Here is a 19,452-nt window from a genome sequence, read left to right on the forward strand (position 1 = left end):
TGTTTATCTACATAACCATAGTACACAACAAGGAATCGTTCATGTTATACGCCTATCCCAATACTGAAAAAAGTCCCGTCCAATTCCGCAAAAAATATGACAACTTCATCAATGGTGAGTGGGTCGCGCCACTCGATGGTGAATACTTTGACAACTCAAGTCCTATCGACGGTAAAGTCTTCTGTCAAATCGCACGCTCAAAAGAAGCAGATGTCGAAGCCGCGCTAGATGCCGCTCATGCTGCCAAAGACGCTTGGGGCAAAACCAGTGTCACTGAACGCTCTAATATGTTGCTCAAACTTGCCGACGGTATCGAAGCCAATTTAGAGGCAATCGCTATCGCTGAAAGCTATGAAAACGGTAAACCAGTTCGCGAAACCCTCGCCGCTGATATCCCGATCGCTATCGACCATTTGCGTTACTTCGCTGGCGTTATCCGCGCGCAAGAAGGTGGCATTAGCCAAATTGATGAAGACACGGTCGCCTATCATTTCCATGAGCCACTAGGTGTCGTCGGTCAAATCATTCCTTGGAACTTCCCTATTCTGATGGCGATTTGGAAAATTGCCCCTGCGCTTGCAGCGGGTAACTGTGTCGTCCTCAAGCCTGCCGAGCAAACTCCTGCTTCTGTTCTGTACATGCTTGACTTAATAGGCGCGGCGGACATTTTACCAAAAGGCGTACTAAACGTCGTTAACGGTTTTGGTGTTGAAGCTGGTAAGCCAATCGCTTCTAACCCCCGTATCGATAAAGTTTCCTTTACTGGTGAGACCACTACTGGTCGCTTAATTATGCAATACGCCAGTGAAAACATCATTCCAGTAACGCTAGAGCTCGGTGGTAAGAGTCCAAACATCTTCTTTGCCGATATTATGGATGAAGACGATGACTTCTTAGATAAAGCCGTTGAAGGCTTGGTGATGTTTGCGCTGAACCAAGGCGAAGTCTGTACTTGCCCATCACGCGCTCTCGTGCACGAAAGCATTTATGATGAATTTATGAAACGCTGTATCGCCCGCGTTAAAGCCATCAAAATGGGTAACCCGCTCGATACCGATACCATGATTGGCGCTCAGGCCAGCTCAGATCAATTAGAAAAAATCCTCTCTTATCTCGATATCGGTAAAAAAGAAGGGGCAAAAGTCCTTGTCGGCGGTGAAATTGCCAAACATGATGGCGATATGGCAAACGGCTATTATGTACAGCCCACCATCTTTGAAGGCACTAATGATATGCGCGTGTTCCAAGAAGAAATCTTTGGTCCTGTGCTTGCCGTCACTACCTTTAAAGACGATGAAGAAGCGATGGCGCTTGCCAATGATACCTTATACGGTCTAGGTGCTGGTGTCTGGACGCGTAACGGCACTCGCGCTTATCGTTTTGGTCGCGGCATTAAAGCCGGTCGCGTTTGGACGAACTGTTATCACCTCTATCCTGCGCATTCAGCGTTTGGTGGGTATAAGCAGTCTGGTATTGGTCGTGAAAACCATCTGATGATGCTTGATCATTATCAGCAAACCAAAAACATGCTCGTATCGTACAGTCCTAAAGCGATGGGCTTCTTTTAAATCTGTCTTTGGTTATTTTATAAATGAATCAATGCAATCTATCGCTAGGTAGGTTGCATTTTTGCTTTAATAAAGCAGTAATAACAATGAGCGATTCATAAATTGAAAGGAGTTAATTATGAAAGTCACGGCGACAGAATCCTGTAAAGCGCTAATCGAGCTTTTAAAATCTAAGCATGGCGAGCTGATGTTTCACCAATCAGGCGGCTGCTGTGATGGTAGCTCACCCATGTGTTATCCATTGGGTGAATTTAAAGTCGGCGGCCAAGACGTGCTCATCGGTGAGTTGGTTGGTTGTCCTTTTTATATGGGTAAAGCGCAGCATAAACTCTGGCAACATACGGATTTGACCATAGACGTGATCGATGGACGCGGTGCCAGTTTTTCGTTAGAGATACCTGAAGGTAAGCGCTTTATCGTCCGTTCAGAAATATGCGCGGTATAAAGTGCTACTTTATTCACAATAGGCCATCAGTGTCATATCAGAACATTTTTATATTTTATTGGCCGTTGAATCTTTCATAACATTTTGAACAATATAACTTTACCAAATACCACTTGGTCATTTTTATTGCATTATTTGAGCAAAATAATAGATACTGTAAGACGGAAGCTATTTTAGAGACTCGCTTTAATAAGCGCGTTTTAATAAGCATGGATGCTATAAGGAAGATAACATGGAAGTTGATCCAAAGTTTGATTACGTCATCGTGGGTGGCGGTTCTGCAGGCTGCGTGCTTGCCAGCCGACTGACAGAAAATCCAGACATCAGTGTTTGCTTATTGGAATATGGCGGTGAAGGCAAAGACCTCGCCGTTCGTGTCCCGGCAGGTCTAATACTTCTGGTACCAGGCAAGCCGCTGAAATTAAACAATTGGTGCTTTCATACTACCCCGCAAGCGCATCTCAATAACCGGCGCGGCTTCCAACCACGTGGGCAATGCTTGGGTGGCTCATCAGCGATTAACGCCATGATTTATACTCGTGGTAGTGCGCTTGATTACGAGCGCTGGGTTGAGCAAGGCTGTGAAGGTTGGGGATTTGACGATGTGTTGCCCTACTTTATAAAATCAGAAAACAATAGCCATGGCGCGGATGAACTACATGGTGACAGTGGACCTTTGCACGTCAGTGACTTACTGAGTCCGCGTGAGATATCAAAAGCATTTGTAGAAGCTGCCGTTGCCAATGGTTTAGATCAAAATGATGACTTCAATGGCAAAAAACAGGACGGCGCCGGCTTATATCAAGTCACCCATTTTCATGGCGAAAAACAAGGTCAACGCTGCTCTGCGGCGGCCGCCTATCTACATCCCGTACAAAGCCGACCCAATTTGACTGTCATTACCCATGCCCAAGCCAACCGAGTTATTTTTGAAGACAAACAAGCCGTTGGCGTCGCTTATGAAAAAGATGGCGTCGAGCATACAGTGATGGCAAACCATGAAGTGATTTTATCAGGTGGCACCTTTGGCTCACCCAAAGTCCTGATGTTATCGGGTATTGGTCCTGCTGAGCATTTGCAGTCTCATGATATCGATGTCTTAGTCGATGCACCTGAGGTTGGTGGTAACCTACAAGACCATTTAGACGTGGTCTTTGATTACGAGGTCAATACTACTGATGTCATCGGTATTGGCATGGCAAGTATTTCAACCTTAACCAAAAGTATTCGCCAATGGAGAAAGGATGGCACGGGCCTGCTGTCTACCAACTATGCAGAAGCGGGCGCGTTTTTTAGTGTCGGTGATGATCCAAAAGAATGGCCAAATACTCAGTTGCATTTTGTCATATCGCGCGTGATTGAGCATGGTCGTGATCTTAGACGCGGCTTTGCCGTTTCTTGTCATAGCTGCTATCTGCGCCCTGAAAGCCGTGGCACCGTCAGGCTTGATTCTGCAAATCCTTCTGATGCGGTGCTGATTGATCCAAATTATCTCTCACATCCAAAAGATGTAGAGTATATGGTGGCGGGCGCTGAGCGTACGCGGGCTATCATGCAAGAAGCGCCCATCGCCAAATATATTACTGAAGACTACCCTGCCCCTTATATCGAAAAAGACAGCATGCTCGGGTATATTCGCAATAAGTCAGATACTATCTATCATCCTGTTGGTACCTGCCGTATGGGTTCAGATAGCGATTCAGTAGTCGACTTAGAATTAAAAGTACGCGGCGTCAATGGACTACGCGTCATTGATGCGTCTGTGATGCCGACCTTGATAAGCGCCAATACCAATGCGCCAACGATTATGATTGCTGAAAGAATGGCAGATCTGATTAAGGCAAAGCATAATCATATTGAGCTAGCCGCGTCATAAAATACGTTAGGATGGGATAAGCAGCTTATTATGGCTGCTTTTCTTTAACAATCTTATCTATTTAAAACTTTATATTCGATAAAATGAAAATAAGCTGATTGTATAAAAATGCGGCTCATATTTTTTCGTTGCTATCTTTAGGACTTATTTAGACCATCCTATATTAGCAATCTATGTTCTGGTTTTTAGAATACGGAAAAAATCGATAAGCTGTGCTAGCTTACTGAATTCAATGGCGAATAATAAATTCGGCAATAAAGATATTAAAACGAAATTTTTTCTATCAAAATTAGTTTATAGATGCCTTGCATTAACACTGATTAAAAGAGTATATTTAAACGACTTATTTATATCAGTATTTTTTGCAAACCTGACTGAAGGTTTATAGAACCTGACGCATTTTTTATCTGCTTATCAATAATACGATATAAACAATTGCTTTAAAGGGAATTAAAAGTACGTCAAGCATATTTATGGTTCGCAAACGAACTTATAAAGATGATTGGCAACTAATTATAATTACATAGGATGTAATAATGCAAAAATCACTTTTCAAATTGACCATGTTAGCGACGGTTATCTTAGGTATCAGCGCCTGTAGCGGCGATAACAAAACCACTGATGACTCTGCTGCCAGCTCAGACTCTAAAGCGGCAAAAACATTACTTTATTGCTCAGAAGGCAGCCCTGCTGGCTTCGATCCCGCACAGTATACGGCAGGTACTGATTTTGATGCGAGCGCTTATCCTATCTACAATGGCTTGGTAGAATTCAAAAGAGATGGCACTGAGATTCAGCCAGCCTTAGCCGAAAGCTGGGATATTAGCGAAGACGGCAAAACCTATACCTTTAATCTACGTAAAGGCGTCAAATTTGGTAAAACCGATTACTTTACCCCAACCCGCGATTTTAACGCTGACGACGTTGTCTTTACGCTAGAACGTATCACCAATCCTGAGTTTGAATTTAATAAAGCTTATCCTGCTGAGTTCCCGTACTCTGTCGGCATGGGGTTGCCTGATCTCATCTCTAATATCGAAAAAGTCGATGAAAATACCGTAAAAATCACCCTAAGTGAGACCAATGCGCCGTTTTTGCAAAACTTAGCGATGGCTTTTGCTTACATCGATTCTGCTGAATATGCAGACAAATTAATGGCTGCCGGTAACGCTGCTGATATCAACACCAAACCAGTAGGTACCGGACCTTTCGTCTTTACTTCCTATCAAAAAGACGCCCAAATTCGTTATACCAAAAATCCAGACTATTGGAACAAAGATGACATTCATATCGACAATCTAGTCTTTGTCATCACCAAAGATTCAGCGGTTCGTGCGCAAAAAGTCCAAGCTGGCGAATGTCATGTCTCTGCTTACCCAAAACCTGCCGAAATTGATTCCGTCAAAAAATCTGGTAAGGTCACGGTTCTTGATCAACCAGGCTTCAACGTCGGTTATGTCGGCTATAACGTTGAAAAACCAAAGCTTAGCGACCTTAAAGTGCGTCAAGCATTAGATATGGCCATCAACAAAGACGCCATCATTAATGCGGTTTATCAAAGTGAAGGGCTTAAAGCAACCAATCCGATGCCACCAACGCAGTGGGGTTACGATAAATCGATTAAAGATGCACCTTATGATGTCGAAAAAGCCAAAGCGCTTATGAAAGAAGCAGGCGCGGACAAACTTGCCATCAATCTCTGGTATATGCCAGTGCAGCGCCCGTACAACCCGAATGCCAAACTTATGGCTGAAATGCTACAAGCAGATTGGGCAAAAATTGGCGTTGATACCAAACTTGTGACGTATGAGTGGGGCGAGTATCTAAAACGTGCTGCTAAAGGTGAGCCCGATGTTATTTTAGCTGGTTGGACGGGCGACAATGGGGATCCAGATAACTGGCTTGGTTCGTTATTGTCTTGTGATGCTGTCGGGGGTAATAACTACTCGCGCTGGTGTAATAAAGACTTTGACAGTTTAGTAACCAGTGCTCGTCAGATTACCAATCAAGATGATCGGATTAATGACTACGTAAAAGCTCAGCAGATATTCAAAGAGCAATTGCCTTGGACGACAATGGCGCATTCGGTAGTAACCGTATTCACTGCACCAAATGTTGTCGATTATAAAATCAGTCCGCTTGGTGCCATACGCTTCGATGGTGTGAAGATTGAATAGCGTCGCTTAATTAAGTCCGGTACGACATGCACGATTGTTTAATTTGTATTCGGCTGGGTCAGACTCTCTGCTCCAGCCGTATTTATATGAGTTAAACGCTTTGTTAAGCATTCTGTCACGGACACTCTCATCACTGCTAACACTCCAATCATTAAACCACAACTATTGAGCAGCCCATGCTACTTTATATTTTGCGTCGTATTGCCATTCTAATTCCTGTTTATCTTGGCTTAACGCTATCGACCTTCACTCTGATTCGTCTCGTACCTGGAGATGCCGTCGAGATTATGATGGGCGAACGTATGGTCGATCCTGCGCTACATGCTCGTGCATTAGAAAGACTTGGATTGGACAAACCTCTTATTGTCCAATATTGGGATTACTTAACCGGCATATTGACCGGAGATTTTGGCGTCTCCTTTCGCACCCGTACCCCCGTATTACCAGACTTCTTTGCCCATTTTGTACCAACCTTAGAGCTGGCGGTATGCGCCATTGTCATTGCCAGCGTCATTGGGGTTAGCTTAGGTATTTTTGCCGCGTTACGCCGTGGTACATGGATTGATTACACCTTGATGTCAGGCGCGCTAGCAGGCTATTCTATGCCCATCTATCTATTGGGACCTATCCTAACCGGTATATTCGCCCACTATTTAGGCCTGTTACCCGTCGCTGGGGTGATATCTGTCGCGCAGTTTTTAGACGTCAAACCTTTATATGGTTCATGGTTACTAGGGTCTTTGACGTCAGGAGAACCTGGCGCATTTTGGGACGTGGTGAAACACTTTATCCTACCGTCTATTGCCTTATCGACCATTCCACTCGCGATGATTGCACGCATGACGCGCTCGGCCATGCTAGAAGTGTTAGATGAGGACTACGTGCGAACAGCGCGAGCCAAAGGCTTATCGCCGCGCCGCGTGATATTGGTACACGTTATGCGCAATGCCCTGATTACTGTGGTGACGGTGATTGGCTTACAAATGGCAACTTTGCTTGCTGGCGCTATTATCACTGAGACTATCTTTAGTTGGCCGGGTGTTGGTAATTGGCTACTCGATGGCTTCTTTACCCGTGATTATCCTATTGTGCAAAACGGTATCTTATTGGTCGCCACCGCCTTGATTTTGGTTAGTTTATTTATTGATATTTTGTATGGTCTGATCAATCCGCGTATTCGACATACCTCTTAATTTAACATTAATAAATACTCATATTATAAATAGTGGCTATTGTTGTTTGCATGGTTTTGAGTAATCTTTTAGCAAATTCTTAATACTTATTAAGGCTAAAACTCTAAAACTTTAAATATTAGCAAAGCGCTAGTCACTGTAGGAAATGCTCATGAAGCCTTCTGTTCTTCCCTCTGATCTTAAGCTAATGGCCGCCACACCGCCGTCATCTTGGCAGCTATTTTTATCGACATTTTGCCGCAATAAAGGCGCGGTACTGGGTTTTATTGTATTGGCCTTGATGGTGATTATCGCCATACTTGCGCCTGCCCTTGCGCCACACGACCCTTATGAATTGTTTACCGGTCAAGAGCAATTGCCACCCGCATTTTTAAGTGGCGGTGATAAGATGTTTTGGCTTGGGACTGATGATGCCGGTCGAGATACCTTGTCTCGAGTGATGTATGGCGCGCGTTATTCCCTATTTATCGGTCTTAGCGCGACGACCCTTGCCATGTTGGTCGGCGTCTCGTTAGGGCTTAGCGCCGCGTTTTGGCCAAAGGTTTGGGGCAAAGCGGTGATGCTAGTCAATGATATTTTAATGTCTTATCCAAGCTTGCTATTGGCGATTATTATTGCGGCTATCTTAGGGCCATCTATGACCAATACAATTATTACCATTGCCTTGGTTTGTACGCCACCTTTTATCCGTCTGACACGCGCTACCGCCATGGTAGAGCTACAACGTGAGTACTTTGTTGCCTCGCAAGTCATGGGGGCTGGCGTGCTGCGCTTATTGTTTATCACCATTTTACCCAACTGTATGGCACCGCTTATCGTCCAAGCGACGATGATTTTTTCCTCTGCTATTTTAGAGGCAGGGGCGATTGGTTTCTTAGGCTTTGGCGTACAACCACCTGATGCAGAATGGGGCGCAATGCTAGGGACAGCGCGGCAATATATTCAAAGTAATGTTTGGCTCGCTATTTGGCCGGGTGTTGCCATTTTTTTAGCTGCTTTATCAATTAACCTGACCGGTGACGGCCTACGCGATGCGCTAGATCCTAAATTGAAGCAGGTGACCTAAGATGACTGATACCTTAAATAAAACAGCGCTTACCCATACTTCCATGAATGGCTCGTTAATAAGAGAAGCGCCACTGTTGTTAGATATTGAAAACCTTTCGGTCACCTTTGGTCAAGGCGCGCGTGCTTTTCGCGCCGTCGATGACGTGTCCTTAAAAATCACCCAAGGCGAAGTCATTGCCGTCGTTGGTGAATCTGGTTCAGGTAAGTCAGTCACTATGATGGCCTTAATGGGACTGTTGCCGCCTTCTGCCACCGTGCGCGCCAAGCGAGTTATGTTTGACAATAAAGATATGCTGAGTATGTCAGCAAAAGAGAAACGCGGCATCATTGGCAAAGACATTTCTATGATTTTTCAAAATGCCATGTCTTGCCTAAATCCAAGCTTCACCATTGAGATGCAATTGGGTGAAGTACTGCGCAAGCATCTTGGTTTACGTGGTTCAGCAGTACAAGCACGTATCTTAGAGCTGTTAGAATTGGTTGAGATGCCGGATGCCAAAAATCGACTCAAAGTATATCCGCATCAGCTATCAGGCGGTATGAGTCAGCGGGTTATGATTGCAATGGCGATTGCTTGCGAGCCGAAACTACTTATCGCCGATGAGCCAACCACCGCGCTTGATGTCACGGTGCAAGCGCAAATTATGGATTTACTCAGCCGTTTACAACGCGAAAAACAAATGGCAATGGTACTTATCACCCATGACTTGGGTTTGGTCGCGCAAAACTCACGCGATGTCGCCGTCATGTATGCCGGACAAGTGGTCGAAACCAGTACAGTGCCGGAGATTTTTCAACATCCTGCGCACCCTTACACCGAAGCTTTGCTGCAAGCCATCCCTGAGCTGGCTATTGGACAAGACAGGCTCAACAGTTTGCCGGGTGTGGTGCCAAGCCAATATGATCGCCCAAGCGGTTGCTTATTGTCTCCGCGTTGTCCGTATAAAGAACCGGCTTGTGAAGTACCGCCGCCCATTTTAGATACGCCCAATGGCAAAGTGCGCTGTATTCACTCTGCATTGCCTAATCTACCTACTCGCACCTCTACCCCTCACCCTGCTACTTTGGAGTCACAGCATGAATCATAAAGTGGTTTTAAAAGCAGACAACCTACACAAGCATTACCCCGTCTCACAAGGATTGGGCAAGCCTAAAGCTTATGTTAAAGCGTTAAATGGTATCTCGTTTGAGCTTGAAGCGGGAAAGACGCTTGCAGTCGTTGGTGAGTCAGGCTGCGGTAAATCAACGCTTGCCCGCCAGTTGACGCTTATTGAGCAGCCGACTAACGGCGAGCTGTTTATCAACGATGAAGCAACGACCGGCTACAGCAGAAAAGCGCTCAAAGAATTGCGTACAGAAATTCAGATGGTATTCCAAAACCCTTATGGCAGCCTAAACCCGCGTCATACGATTGGCTATCAATTGACTGAACCCTTAGATATTCATACCAAGCTATCTAAAGACGAAAAGCGTGACAAAATAAACGATATGATGAGAAATGTCGGTCTACGTCCTGAACATGCGGGCCGTTATCCACATATGTTTTCAGGTGGTCAGCGCCAACGGATTGCGCTTGCCCGCGCAATGATGCTTAATCCAAAAATTGTCGTCGCTGATGAGCCAACCTCAGCGCTCGATGTATCGATTCAAGCGCAAGTGTTAAATCTATTTATGGATTTACAGGACGAATATTATACCGCTTACGTTTTTATCTCACACAATTTGTCAGTAGTGCGCCATGTCGCCGACGATGTGATGGTGATGTACCTCGGTCAAGCTGTTGAGCATGGGTCTAAAGAAGCCATCTATAATGCACCAAAGCATCCTTATACTATTGCTTTATTGGCAGCCGCACCGACTGTCAGTGGTCATAAAAATGATTTAACTCTACATGGTGAGCTACCGAGTCCGCTTAATCCGCCAAGTGGCTGCGCCCTGCACAAGCGCTGTCCTTATGCCAAACCACAATGTAGTGAAGTAGAGCCAAAACTGCGAGAGTGGGACGGTCGATTGGTTGCGTGTTTACGCTTAGAAGAAATCTATGGTTAGGATAACTAGATAACTACATCCAAATTACCATTCACCACACCGCGACACTTAGGAAATTGGCTACAACCAAAAAAGGTCTGACCTTGGCGAGCACCTTTTTTGGCAACGCGTTTAACCATCTCGCTATTGCACTTAGGGCAATTTGGCGCTTGAGCTAAAATAGTTACATAATCTATTAGCTCAATGGCCGCCGTTTTATGTGTTTTTAGCTCCGACTCTATAATCTCAAACGGTGTAAGAAAAACATCATTTTTGCTGAACTGCTTGTGGATAGGCTGTTTATTGCTAGGCGGAATACTGGTAGACGGCGTAATAACTATATCAGCAGCCTGCGCCACTTCTGTTTGACCAGACCATCGCGGCACTCCTATGCTTTGAAGGATGGTTTTTTTAGGAGACTCTTTTACTAATGGCTCAGACGTAGGCTGATTAGCTGGTTTAGTCACTGCTTTAGCATTTGGTTTATCACTAGCTTGCTTATTTGACGGGCTATGTTTGTCTTTTAAATAGGCTTTATGCTGCCTATTGGTTTTCAAAGATTTACTAAATCTGTTGCTTTCAATCTGCTCAACGATAGCTTTCACTTCATCTTGGGTTAATAACTCATGTTGTTTTTTCTTAACATAAGATGCCATGCCGCTCGTCAATACATGCTCTGGTAACTCATCGCGAGTTTTAAGCTCACACTCACCAATGAACGCAATCATCGAATGGAAATAACTCAAATCCAGCTCTAACAAATCTGCTAATGTTTTGATATGCAGATAATTCTGCCGCAGTGGATTCTGAAATTTATACTTACGACCCATGATGACCTGCGTCCACTGTCTTTGTTTCTCATTACCGAATATCCATCCTTTATAGTTTTTGGTTTCGATGACAAAGATGCCATATATAGAGACGATGACATGATCAATTTGGGTACTGCCACCATTTGCCAATGGCAAAGTGATATTATTCAGGCGATGATAAACATCTTTTTCAAGTTTTAACCACATGGCAATGTTAATGACGGTTTCGCCTAAAACACCTTTAAAGCTGGACATTAGCGACATGATTGTTTCTACTATATAGAGAATTACATTATTTATTTTAAGCGATAATCCCTTACTAATGCTTACTTTTATAACAACCCATAACTTTAATAATACATTGAAACAGCACAGTTGTAGTACGCTATCGCATTATTATTTAAGCTATAACGCTCAGTACTACTTTAAAACCGCTCTAAAAGCACTTTCAATACTGACAACTTTATTGCTACCATTTGGATCATACGTATGAATACACGCGCCACTTCTTGGCTTAAAATTACGTTAAGCACCTCTTTATTATTCTCCTTACCGGTAATGGGGCTGGCCGCGAGCACGATGCCACAAAAGTGGAAGCTGGATGTACCAAAGACCAATGTGGATTTTGAGGTCAAGTACTTAGGCAAGGCGACCACCGATGGTAAGTTCCGTAAGGTAAATGGCGCCATCAATTATGATGTCAAAAAACCTGCAAGCACGACCATCAATTTTACCGTGCATACCAATAGTATCGACACCGAGCGCGGTCTACGCGATGCCTTTTTGCGCCGAAAAGAGCTGCTAAATACACAGCAATATCCGACGATGACGTTTGTCTCAAAAAAAGTCACGATGATTACGCCTAAAGAAGCCAATGTAACCGGTGATTTTACGGTTTTAGGTCAAACCAAACCGTTGACGGTGAGAGTTACTCTATCGGATGTCGAAATTGACCCTGCAACCTCTCAACCGACGTTAAAGTTTCGCGCGACAGGTATGGTCGATCGCTATAGCTACGGGGTGACGGCCTTCCCAAAACTTATTAGTAATATCATCCCACTTGAGATATCAGGTAAGCTGATTGCTGCTAATTAATTAAGTGACAAAAAAACCCAACTTAGAAGTTCTAAGTTGGGTAGATAACACAATAGATTTTTAAGACGCTCTTTTACAGAAACGCTCTATTATTTAGAATCATTATGACCTGAAAAATCAATCGAAAACCTATTAAATATTAAAACCATATTTTTTAAAATTTTTAGTACTGCCATATTTGATCTTCTGCTATACCAGCTTTGTCTATTTTATTTCTTCTTTTCTGAATTTTGGTATCTATTTTTTCTTGCTTTTTAATTGCCTTTTGGTTGATATCGTCTATCATTCCTTGAATCTTCTTATCCACTTTGTCTTGTTCTTTTTGACGCTGTTTATCTAACTTTTCTAGCTCTTTTTGACGCACCTTGTCTACTTTATCTTGCTCTTTTTGACGCTGCAGATTCAGCTTACTTAGCTTTTTTTGAACCTTTTTACTTAACGTAATATCATCTTTCGCTTGTTTTTTAACAGATTTATTCGACATGATAACTCTCCTGAATCATATTATATAAGACATTTAGATACTTGATGGTAAGTCAATCTTCATGTCTAATCAACGTCCCAGTACAAAACAGGTACACGTCCTTAAGCTCGCTTTAAATTAACAAACCAGATATAACACTAATAACGGCTCACTATAGAACATTACATTAAGCTTGGTTAAAACCGAGAATTAATTAATATCAATTATTTCGCAAAGCTTTTAAAAGCAAAGCATCGGCAACTATAAAAAGTTTAATTTATTTGAAAATCACGGGGAGCCAAGAGATAAAAAGATGAGCCTCTAGATATGAATACTTTAAAATTGGGGAAATATGCGAGGTATGGGTCGGTATTCTTTAAGAGTTTCGTTCGGCGCTCGTCCCTCGCGTGTATAGCTTTAGTGTTGATGCTCAGGCGAAGTATTGCCTATTTTTTTGTATAGTGTTTATCAAATTCCTTTTGAATATTCGGACTATAGAAAATTTTTTGCCCTGATTCAGGATTTCTAGGATTCATTAACCTTATATGAGTGAAACTTTTATCATTTTCAAAACTTTTACGTATCTCGTGATACTTGGCATTTCTTTTAAAATCAGTATATCTCTTTGATAGTTGTTTACTTAAAACATCGTAATCCCAAGGATACTTTCCAATTATATCCTCTTCAGATAAGATTACCTTTAATGCATTCTCATCATTCGAGTATTGAACGGGGATACTAGAATCACTTTTAACCTTTTGAAAATTCAAATCAATGTTAAGGGTTAAGTTATAGTCACTAACATCAATATCGTCATACTTTTCTTCAATACTCTTAATATAAGTCAGAACATTTTTTTCGTTAGCGTTCAATATAACACCCGGGGCTTTGTCAAAATTCCTGAAAAAAGATAACGGCATGAGATAGAAGTTATAATTGGACAGCATATCTCCAAACCATAAAGACACTAGGTGTAAATAGTTTTGTAGCGAAGCGCTTCCGAGTTGCTGAACTTTCAGTGATAGAAGCAAGTCATTATTAACAAAATGGATCGAGTTATCTCTAATTTCAGTTAGTGCTAGAATGTTATCATTGATAGCCTTATCAATTTTGACACCATATTCTTCAGTTATTATTTTATAAGCTTGTTGCAGACTAACTGACATAGGATTTCCAGAACGATTTTTCTTAGGAGTTAATTGCTGAGACTTTTTACCATTTTTCAAAGTCTTACGTTCTTTTACATATAAAGATGACAGTCTATTGCTTGATAAGTTAAGTACTTTAGCTTTTAATAAAAGTTCCCACGAATTTATACATAGAACAGAAAAAGTTTCTTCCCGATATTTAAAGTCAGGTTTATTGTATATTTCTATAGCTGACAACATAGCTGATATAGATTTCTCTAACATTAGCTTATAACGAGATTTCATCTTTTATTCCTATTAGTACGTAAGGTAAGCTTAGAGCATCGATAATACTAGAATTTAGTTCGAATCAATTTAACACACAATAGTTATCTTATGCCGTGTTTTAATCCTGATTGAAGCCGTTACTCTGCTTGATTAAGCGTGTAGGTTGGGCGGAGCTTGCGACACCCAACGTTTCGATTAAATAAGTTATTGGGTCTCGTACCTCTACACCAACCTACCTATCGATTCATTTATAATCATTCAAAACTAAAAATTAATCACAAAAAAAAGAGCCGCCAGATTACTCCAACAGCTCTTTTTTTAACTCAAGACTTAAAAACTAAGCCTGAATTAAACCAAACTATTCACAGCCTCAACCACTGCTTCAGTCGTGATACCAAACTCTTTATATAACTGGTCTGCAGGAGCAGATTCGCCATAAGTGGTCATGCCGATGACTTTGCCATCTAGACCAACGAACTTATACCAGTAGTCCACATGTGCCGCTTCTACTGCAACGCGAGCACGTATATTGGCTGGCAATACCGCTTCACGGTAGCTAGCATCTTGCTCAACGAAGATTTCTGCACACGGCATAGATACTACACGGACGCCAACGCCATTTGCGCTCAATGTTTCGTACGCTTCCATCGCGAGGCCAACTTCTGAACCAGTAGCGATGATGATCGCTTGTAGCTCGCCTTGCTCTTTCGCTAGGACATAGCCACCTTTAGTGATGTTAGCGACTTGCTCGCTATCACGTGCTTGATGTGGCAGGCTTTGACGACTAAAGATAAGTGCCGATGGATTGTGTTCAGACTTAATAGCCTCAACCCAAGCGCTGGCAGATTCGGTCGCATCACAAGGACGCCAGGTACGTAGATTAGGCGTGGTACGTAAACTGGTTAATTGCTCGACTGGCTGATGAGTAGGACCATCTTCACCCAGACCGATAGAGTCATGCGTATAAACATGAATGATACGTTGTTTCATCAATGCGCCCATGCGTACTGCGTTACGTGCATATTCCATAAACATCAGGAAGGTTGCCACATAAGGGATAAAGCCGCCATGTAGCGCGATACCATTGGCAATCGCGGTCATACCGAACTCACGCACACCATAATAGATATAGTTGCCATCAGTATCAGTCTCAATACCTTTCGCGCCTTTAAATAGCGTAAGGTTCGAGCCAGCCAAATCTGCTGAACCGCCTAACAGCTCTGGCAATAATGGCTGCAAAGTATTAATGGCATTTTGGCTGGCTTTACGACTGGCAACATCACCGCCCTGCTCTTGCGTTTGCTGAATATAAGCTTGTGCTTGGCTTTCAAAATCAGCTGGCAATTCGCCGTTTAAGCGACGTAATAACTCAGCTGCTAGTTCAGGATAGGCCTTTTTATAAGCGTCAAAGTCTGCATCCCAGTTCTTTTGTTGTACGTCACCTTTCGCTTTAGCATCCCACGCTTCATAGATTTCGTCATCTAATTCAAATGGTGCATGCTTCCAAGATAGCGCATCGCGGGTTAAGACAATTTCATCATCACCCAATGGTGCACCATGGCTAGCCGCTAAGCCTTGCTTGTTTGGGCTGCCCGCACCGATCGTAGTTTTACAAATAATTAAGCTTGGCTTAGTGGTTTCTTTGATCGCCTGTTCAGTCGCTTGCGTAATCTCATCGGTATCATGACCGTCAACTTTAATCACCTGCCAGCCATAGGCTTCAAAGCGGGCTTGCGTATCGTCAGTAAACCAGCCTTCGACATTCCCATCGATTGAGATGCCATTGTCATCATAAAAGAATACCAGCTTGCCAAGACCTAACGTGCCAGCCAACGAGCAGACTTCATGGCTAATACCTTCCATCAAGCAGCCATCGCCTAGGAATGCATAAGTGTGATGATCAACGATGTTATGACCGTCACGGTTAAACTGCGCCGCTAGCGTCTTCTCTGCAATTGCAAAACCAACGGCGTTCGCAATACCCTGACCTAATGGACCAGTCGTGGTTTCAATACCTGGGGTATAGCCAAGCTCAGGATGGCCTGGGGTTTTTGAGTGCAACTGACGAAAACCTTTTAGGTCATCAACGCTGACATCATAACCCGTTAAATGCAGCAGTGAATAAATGAGCATTGAGCCATGACCGTTTGATAACACAAAGCGGTCACGGTTATGCCATTGTGGATCGGCTGGGTTGTGCTTTAAAAACTTACGCCACAAAACTTCAGCAATATCAGCCATGCCCATCGGCGCGCCTGGATGTCCAGAGTTGGCTTTTTGAACCGCATCAAACGACAACACACGGATGGCATTGGCTAATTTACGTTCGCTAATTGGAGCTGGCATAGAGTGTCCTAATATTCAAATGAGAAGTATGGATGACAAACAAAAAATCGATGGAATAATAGATAGAATAAGAACGCGATAAACGCTCTTAAGAATTAGGGATTTAATTAAACGACCATATTAAATGACAATTTTAACATATTTGCCATAAGCCAAACTAAAAATGCGCTGACAGGAGCGTTTGTATTTAGCAATCACTCCTATCAGTTTTGTTAAACGACAAACAATGTTAGATTGCTAATTACAAACTGCGAGTCCGCTTAGTGACTCGCCGCTTATTGTTAAAATTATGATAGATAACTGACTTATTAAGCGCTAATGATTTCAATACCACCCATAAATGGACGCAACACTTCTGGAATGGTGATGCTACCATCAGCGTTTTGATGATTTTCCATCACCGCAAGTAAAGTACGACCAACGGCCAAACCTGAACCATTTAGCGTATGCGCCAAACTGGTCTGCTTGCCATCTTTAACGCGCGTGCCCATACGGCGTGCTTGGAAATCGCCACAGTTAGAGCAACTAGAGATTTCACGATAGGTCTCTTGGCTAGGTAACCACACTTCGATATCGTAAGTTTTTTGTGCCGCAAAGCCCATATCACCAGTACATAATTTGACCACGCGGTACGGCAGATTAAGCTGCTGTAAGATATACTCCGCTTGTCCCGTCATCGCCTCAAGCAACTCATCTGATTGCTCAGCACTAGCAATATTGACCATCTCAACTTTTTCAAACTGATGCTGACGAATCAGACCACGGGTATCACGACCGTGTGAGCCGGCTTCACTACGGAAACAAGGCGTATGGGCAGTAAATTTTAATGGCAGCTCTTTAATATCTAAGCGCTCACCACGTACCAAGTTGGTCATCGGTACTTCCGCCGTTGGAATCAGATAAAAATCTGTACCTTCATTATTAGTATGATTGGTCAATTTAAACAAATCATCTTCAAATTTCGGTAATTGACCTGTACCTTTTAAACTCTCAGAGTTCACAATATAAGGCACATAGGTTTCAGTGTAGCCATATTTGATGGTATGGGTATTGAGCATAAACTGAATCAAAGCGCGATGCATTTGCGCAAGCTGGCCTTTTAAAACGTTAAAACGGCTACCCGTGAGCTTTGCTGCGGCTTCAAAGTCGAGCATACCCAGTGTCTCGCCGATATGAGTATGATCTTGAATCTCAAAATCAAACGCGCGCGGCGTACCCCATTTGCGCACTTCGATGTTATCGTCTTCTGACGTACCAAATGGCACATCTGCTGCTGGGATATTTGGGATTTGCATTGCTGCTTGGCTAATGCGCTCTTGTAGAGTACGCAGCTCATCTTCGGCTGTCTTAATCTCACCGCTGACACTTTGCATTTCTGCTAATAATTCACTGGCATCTTCGCCCGATTTTTTTAGCGCACCCACTTGCTTAGCACCCGCATTACGGCGCGATTGCAGCTCTTCAGTTTTGACTTGCAAGGATTTACGTTCGTTTTCAATATTTTGCCAAAACGCCATATCAAGCGTATAACCACGAGTGGCAAGCTGCTGTTGTAAATCCGTTAAATCACCGCGTAAGAGTTTTGGGTCAATCATAATAGTTGCCTGTAGCGCTAAAAGTGAGTAAGAAATTAAAAGAGAAAAATAGTAGCAAAGTATAAGTAGCTATATTAAGTAGCCAAGTAATGAGGTAAAACAAAAAATAGCGTGCAAAGCCTTACAATATCGTTATAAAGCTGCGCAATGACGCCATGTGAATCATAAGAATAAATAATAGTCACTATCATACCAAGACCCAGCAGATTTGACCATGTTTTGGCTATATTTCGGCTAAATCTCGCCTGTTCTTTACAGCAGCTTTGCTAAGTAAAGACGCCATAATATAAGCCGCATAATTCTCTTATTAACCAAGCCCTCTGATTAACCCTCCCATAAATAACGATGCTATCTGAGAAATAACCCTGCTATCCGTCAACAGACCCGCTTATATGTTTCATTTAAGAGCAGTTTTCGGTAAGATAAGCGCATATCTTTATTCTACTGCCAGCCAAGCACGGCATCGCAGCTTCGCTTTGGCGCTTTTCATCCCACGCTTTTAATCTAAGTATCTGAGAAACCTTTATGGCCCTGTACCCCTACACGCTACAACCTGTCGCCTTAAACTTAACCGAGGCTGAATTTCACCAAGCACAGTATGAGCTATTTGCCAGTGCTAGCCCGTCTTTTGGTCTGTCAAGCATTAAGATGAAAGAGTGGATTATTATGGCAGTGGCTGTCATTTTAGCCCTTGCTGGTCTGGTTTTTTTGACCGGTTACTCGACCATTATTTTTTGGCTCATGCTAGCGTCTGTGGTTATTTATCTGTTGGTTCGTACCCTTGGCTTTAAATGGTATGTCAAAAGAGAGTTTGAAAAACAAGTCGCTGACCAAAAAATGCCCGATGAGATGCGCCAAATGAAATTGGGGGTACAAAAGCATGGTCTTGTGATGGCAGTGCCTGTCAATCAGCCTGATATGTTTAATAGCAATCAGATGCGCGGCATGCAAATGCGTCCGGGTAGCACTCAGCAAGCGGTTATTCCATGGACTGCAATTAAAAGTTGGGATGAAACTGATGACTATATCTTTATGATGTTTGAGATGAAAGGTCAGCAAGGCAGCCAAATCGTTCCGAAACGCTTACAAGCGCAGAAGTTTCCCATCGATACGGTACGTCAGCATTTATTAGAAGTGATTCCTGCTAAAGGCTTAAACCCTGAAAACTTGCAACCACCTGCAAAAATATAAATCGGCTGCTAGGTTGTTAGCATTAAGTATTAGTCTTATAGGATAGATTGTATAGCTTGAATTATACACTATAGACTGAATAGCAAAGATATCGTAGTTTAGGTAAATCAATTACAGACTTAGATTAATTGAATTTAACTTATAATGGTTCCTTTGCTATTATAATAAGCATGAACAGAC

At 42.9% G+C, this 19,452-nt stretch carries 15 protein-coding genes; 10 read left to right on the forward strand and 5 right to left on the reverse strand.

What is annotated here, in order from left to right:
- The first annotated feature begins 41 nt into the window (after positions 1 to 41).
- The 8 genes from exaC (at position 42) to AC2FA3_RS00190 (ending at position 10,376) form a co-directional block, all read left to right on the forward strand.
- Positions 42 to 1,568, forward strand: a complete 1,527-nt coding sequence (gene exaC / locus AC2FA3_RS00155; RefSeq protein WP_490507767.1) for an acetaldehyde dehydrogenase ExaC — start codon at positions 42 to 44, stop codon at positions 1,566 to 1,568.
- A gap of 118 nt (positions 1,569 to 1,686) precedes the next feature.
- Entirely contained in the window at positions 1,687 to 2,013 is a 327-nt protein-coding gene (locus AC2FA3_RS00160; RefSeq protein ID WP_490507768.1) for a DUF779 domain-containing protein, read from the forward strand.
- Positions 2,014 to 2,245: 232 nt separating this feature from the next.
- Positions 2,246 to 3,889: a GMC family oxidoreductase gene (locus tag AC2FA3_RS00165; RefSeq protein ID WP_490507769.1), complete on the forward strand. Its 1,644-nt coding sequence runs from the start codon at positions 2,246 to 2,248 to the stop codon at positions 3,887 to 3,889.
- Positions 3,890 to 4,425: 536 nt separating this feature from the next.
- Positions 4,426 to 6,066: an ABC transporter substrate-binding protein gene (locus AC2FA3_RS00170; RefSeq protein WP_490507770.1), complete on the forward strand. Its 1,641-nt coding sequence runs from the start codon at positions 4,426 to 4,428 to the stop codon at positions 6,064 to 6,066.
- Between the two features lie 176 nt (positions 6,067 to 6,242).
- Positions 6,243 to 7,259 carry an ABC transporter permease gene (locus tag AC2FA3_RS00175; protein ID WP_490507771.1) on the forward strand — a complete coding sequence of 339 codons (1,017 nt, stop codon included), beginning with the start codon at positions 6,243 to 6,245 and terminating at the stop codon, positions 7,257 to 7,259.
- A 151-nt stretch (positions 7,260 to 7,410) separates the two neighbouring features.
- Positions 7,411 to 8,325, forward strand: a complete 915-nt coding sequence (locus AC2FA3_RS00180; RefSeq protein WP_490507772.1) for an ABC transporter permease — start codon at positions 7,411 to 7,413, stop codon at positions 8,323 to 8,325.
- Position 8,326: 1 nt separating this feature from the next.
- On the forward strand, positions 8,327 to 9,415 hold the full coding sequence (locus AC2FA3_RS00185; RefSeq protein ID WP_490507773.1) for an ABC transporter ATP-binding protein: 1,089 nt from the start codon (positions 8,327 to 8,329) through the stop codon (positions 9,413 to 9,415).
- Entirely contained in the window at positions 9,405 to 10,376 is a 972-nt protein-coding gene (locus AC2FA3_RS00190; RefSeq protein ID WP_490507774.1) for a peptide ABC transporter ATP-binding protein, read from the forward strand. The genes AC2FA3_RS00185 and AC2FA3_RS00190 overlap by 11 nt, the downstream gene beginning before the upstream one ends.
- Before the next feature lie 5 nt (positions 10,377 to 10,381).
- On the opposite strand, the gene AC2FA3_RS00195 is transcribed toward AC2FA3_RS00190, so the two are convergent.
- Positions 10,382 to 11,431: an NERD domain-containing protein gene (locus AC2FA3_RS00195; protein ID WP_490507775.1), complete on the reverse strand. Its 1,050-nt coding sequence runs from the start codon at positions 11,429 to 11,431 to the stop codon at positions 10,382 to 10,384.
- A 225-nt stretch (positions 11,432 to 11,656) separates the two neighbouring features.
- Between AC2FA3_RS00195 and AC2FA3_RS00200 the strand changes: the two genes are divergently transcribed.
- The gene (locus AC2FA3_RS00200) at positions 11,657 to 12,262 is read left to right on the forward strand and encodes a YceI family protein (protein ID WP_490507776.1); all 606 of its coding nucleotides are present in this window, start codon (positions 11,657 to 11,659) and stop codon (positions 12,260 to 12,262) included.
- Positions 12,263 to 12,425: 163 nt separating this feature from the next.
- On the opposite strand, the gene AC2FA3_RS00205 is transcribed toward AC2FA3_RS00200, so the two are convergent.
- The 4 genes from AC2FA3_RS00205 to serS form a co-directional block, all read right to left on the reverse strand.
- Positions 12,426 to 12,746, reverse strand: a complete 321-nt coding sequence (locus AC2FA3_RS00205; RefSeq protein ID WP_490507777.1) for a hypothetical protein — start codon at positions 12,744 to 12,746, stop codon at positions 12,426 to 12,428.
- 425 nt (positions 12,747 to 13,171) lie between these two features.
- Positions 13,172 to 14,158 carry a DUF3644 domain-containing protein gene (locus tag AC2FA3_RS00210; protein ID WP_490507778.1) on the reverse strand — a complete coding sequence of 329 codons (987 nt, stop codon included), beginning with the start codon at positions 14,156 to 14,158 and terminating at the stop codon, positions 13,172 to 13,174.
- Positions 14,159 to 14,488: 330 nt separating this feature from the next.
- Positions 14,489 to 16,486 (reverse strand): transketolase, encoded by a 1,998-nt coding sequence (gene tkt, locus AC2FA3_RS00215; RefSeq protein ID WP_490507779.1) that lies wholly within the window; start codon positions 16,484 to 16,486, stop codon positions 14,489 to 14,491.
- A 308-nt stretch (positions 16,487 to 16,794) separates the two neighbouring features.
- Positions 16,795 to 18,081, reverse strand: a complete 1,287-nt coding sequence (gene serS / locus AC2FA3_RS00220; RefSeq protein ID WP_490507780.1) for a serine--tRNA ligase — start codon at positions 18,079 to 18,081, stop codon at positions 16,795 to 16,797.
- Positions 18,082 to 18,606: 525 nt separating this feature from the next.
- Here serS and AC2FA3_RS00225 point away from each other — a divergent pair.
- Positions 18,607 to 19,272, forward strand: coding sequence for a YcxB family protein (locus AC2FA3_RS00225; protein WP_490507781.1), 666 nt, complete (start codon positions 18,607 to 18,609; stop codon positions 19,270 to 19,272).
- Positions 19,273 to 19,452 lie beyond the last annotated feature (180 nt).

This window comes from Janibacter sp. CoH_79_TC_3 (assembly GCF_058197955.1).

Bases quoted from the DNA above. Each gene is read 5' to 3' on its own strand.
- exaC (WP_490507767.1), top strand. From the start codon at position 42: ATGTTATACGCCTATCCCAATACTGAAAAAAGTCCCGTCCAATTCCGC.
- AC2FA3_RS00160 (WP_490507768.1), top strand. From the start codon at position 1,687: ATGAAAGTCACGGCGACAGAATCCTGTAAAGCGCTAATCGAGCTTTTA.
- AC2FA3_RS00165 (WP_490507769.1), top strand. From the start codon at position 2,246: ATGGAAGTTGATCCAAAGTTTGATTACGTCATCGTGGGTGGCGGTTCT.
- AC2FA3_RS00170 (WP_490507770.1), top strand. From the start codon at position 4,426: ATGCAAAAATCACTTTTCAAATTGACCATGTTAGCGACGGTTATCTTA.
- AC2FA3_RS00175 (WP_490507771.1), top strand. From the start codon at position 6,243: ATGCTACTTTATATTTTGCGTCGTATTGCCATTCTAATTCCTGTTTAT.
- AC2FA3_RS00180 (WP_490507772.1), top strand. From the start codon at position 7,411: ATGAAGCCTTCTGTTCTTCCCTCTGATCTTAAGCTAATGGCCGCCACA.
- AC2FA3_RS00185 (WP_490507773.1), top strand. From the start codon at position 8,327: ATGACTGATACCTTAAATAAAACAGCGCTTACCCATACTTCCATGAAT.
- AC2FA3_RS00190 (WP_490507774.1), top strand. From the start codon at position 9,405: ATGAATCATAAAGTGGTTTTAAAAGCAGACAACCTACACAAGCATTAC.
- AC2FA3_RS00195 (WP_490507775.1), bottom strand. From the start codon at position 11,431: ATGTCGCTAATGTCCAGCTTTAAAGGTGTTTTAGGCGAAACCGTCATT.
- AC2FA3_RS00200 (WP_490507776.1), top strand. From the start codon at position 11,657: ATGAATACACGCGCCACTTCTTGGCTTAAAATTACGTTAAGCACCTCT.
- AC2FA3_RS00205 (WP_490507777.1), bottom strand. From the start codon at position 12,746: ATGTCGAATAAATCTGTTAAAAAACAAGCGAAAGATGATATTACGTTA.
- AC2FA3_RS00210 (WP_490507778.1), bottom strand. From the start codon at position 14,158: ATGAAATCTCGTTATAAGCTAATGTTAGAGAAATCTATATCAGCTATG.
- tkt (WP_490507779.1), bottom strand. From the start codon at position 16,486: ATGCCAGCTCCAATTAGCGAACGTAAATTAGCCAATGCCATCCGTGTG.
- serS (WP_490507780.1), bottom strand. From the start codon at position 18,081: ATGATTGACCCAAAACTCTTACGCGGTGATTTAACGGATTTACAACAG.
- AC2FA3_RS00225 (WP_490507781.1), top strand. From the start codon at position 18,607: ATGGCCCTGTACCCCTACACGCTACAACCTGTCGCCTTAAACTTAACC.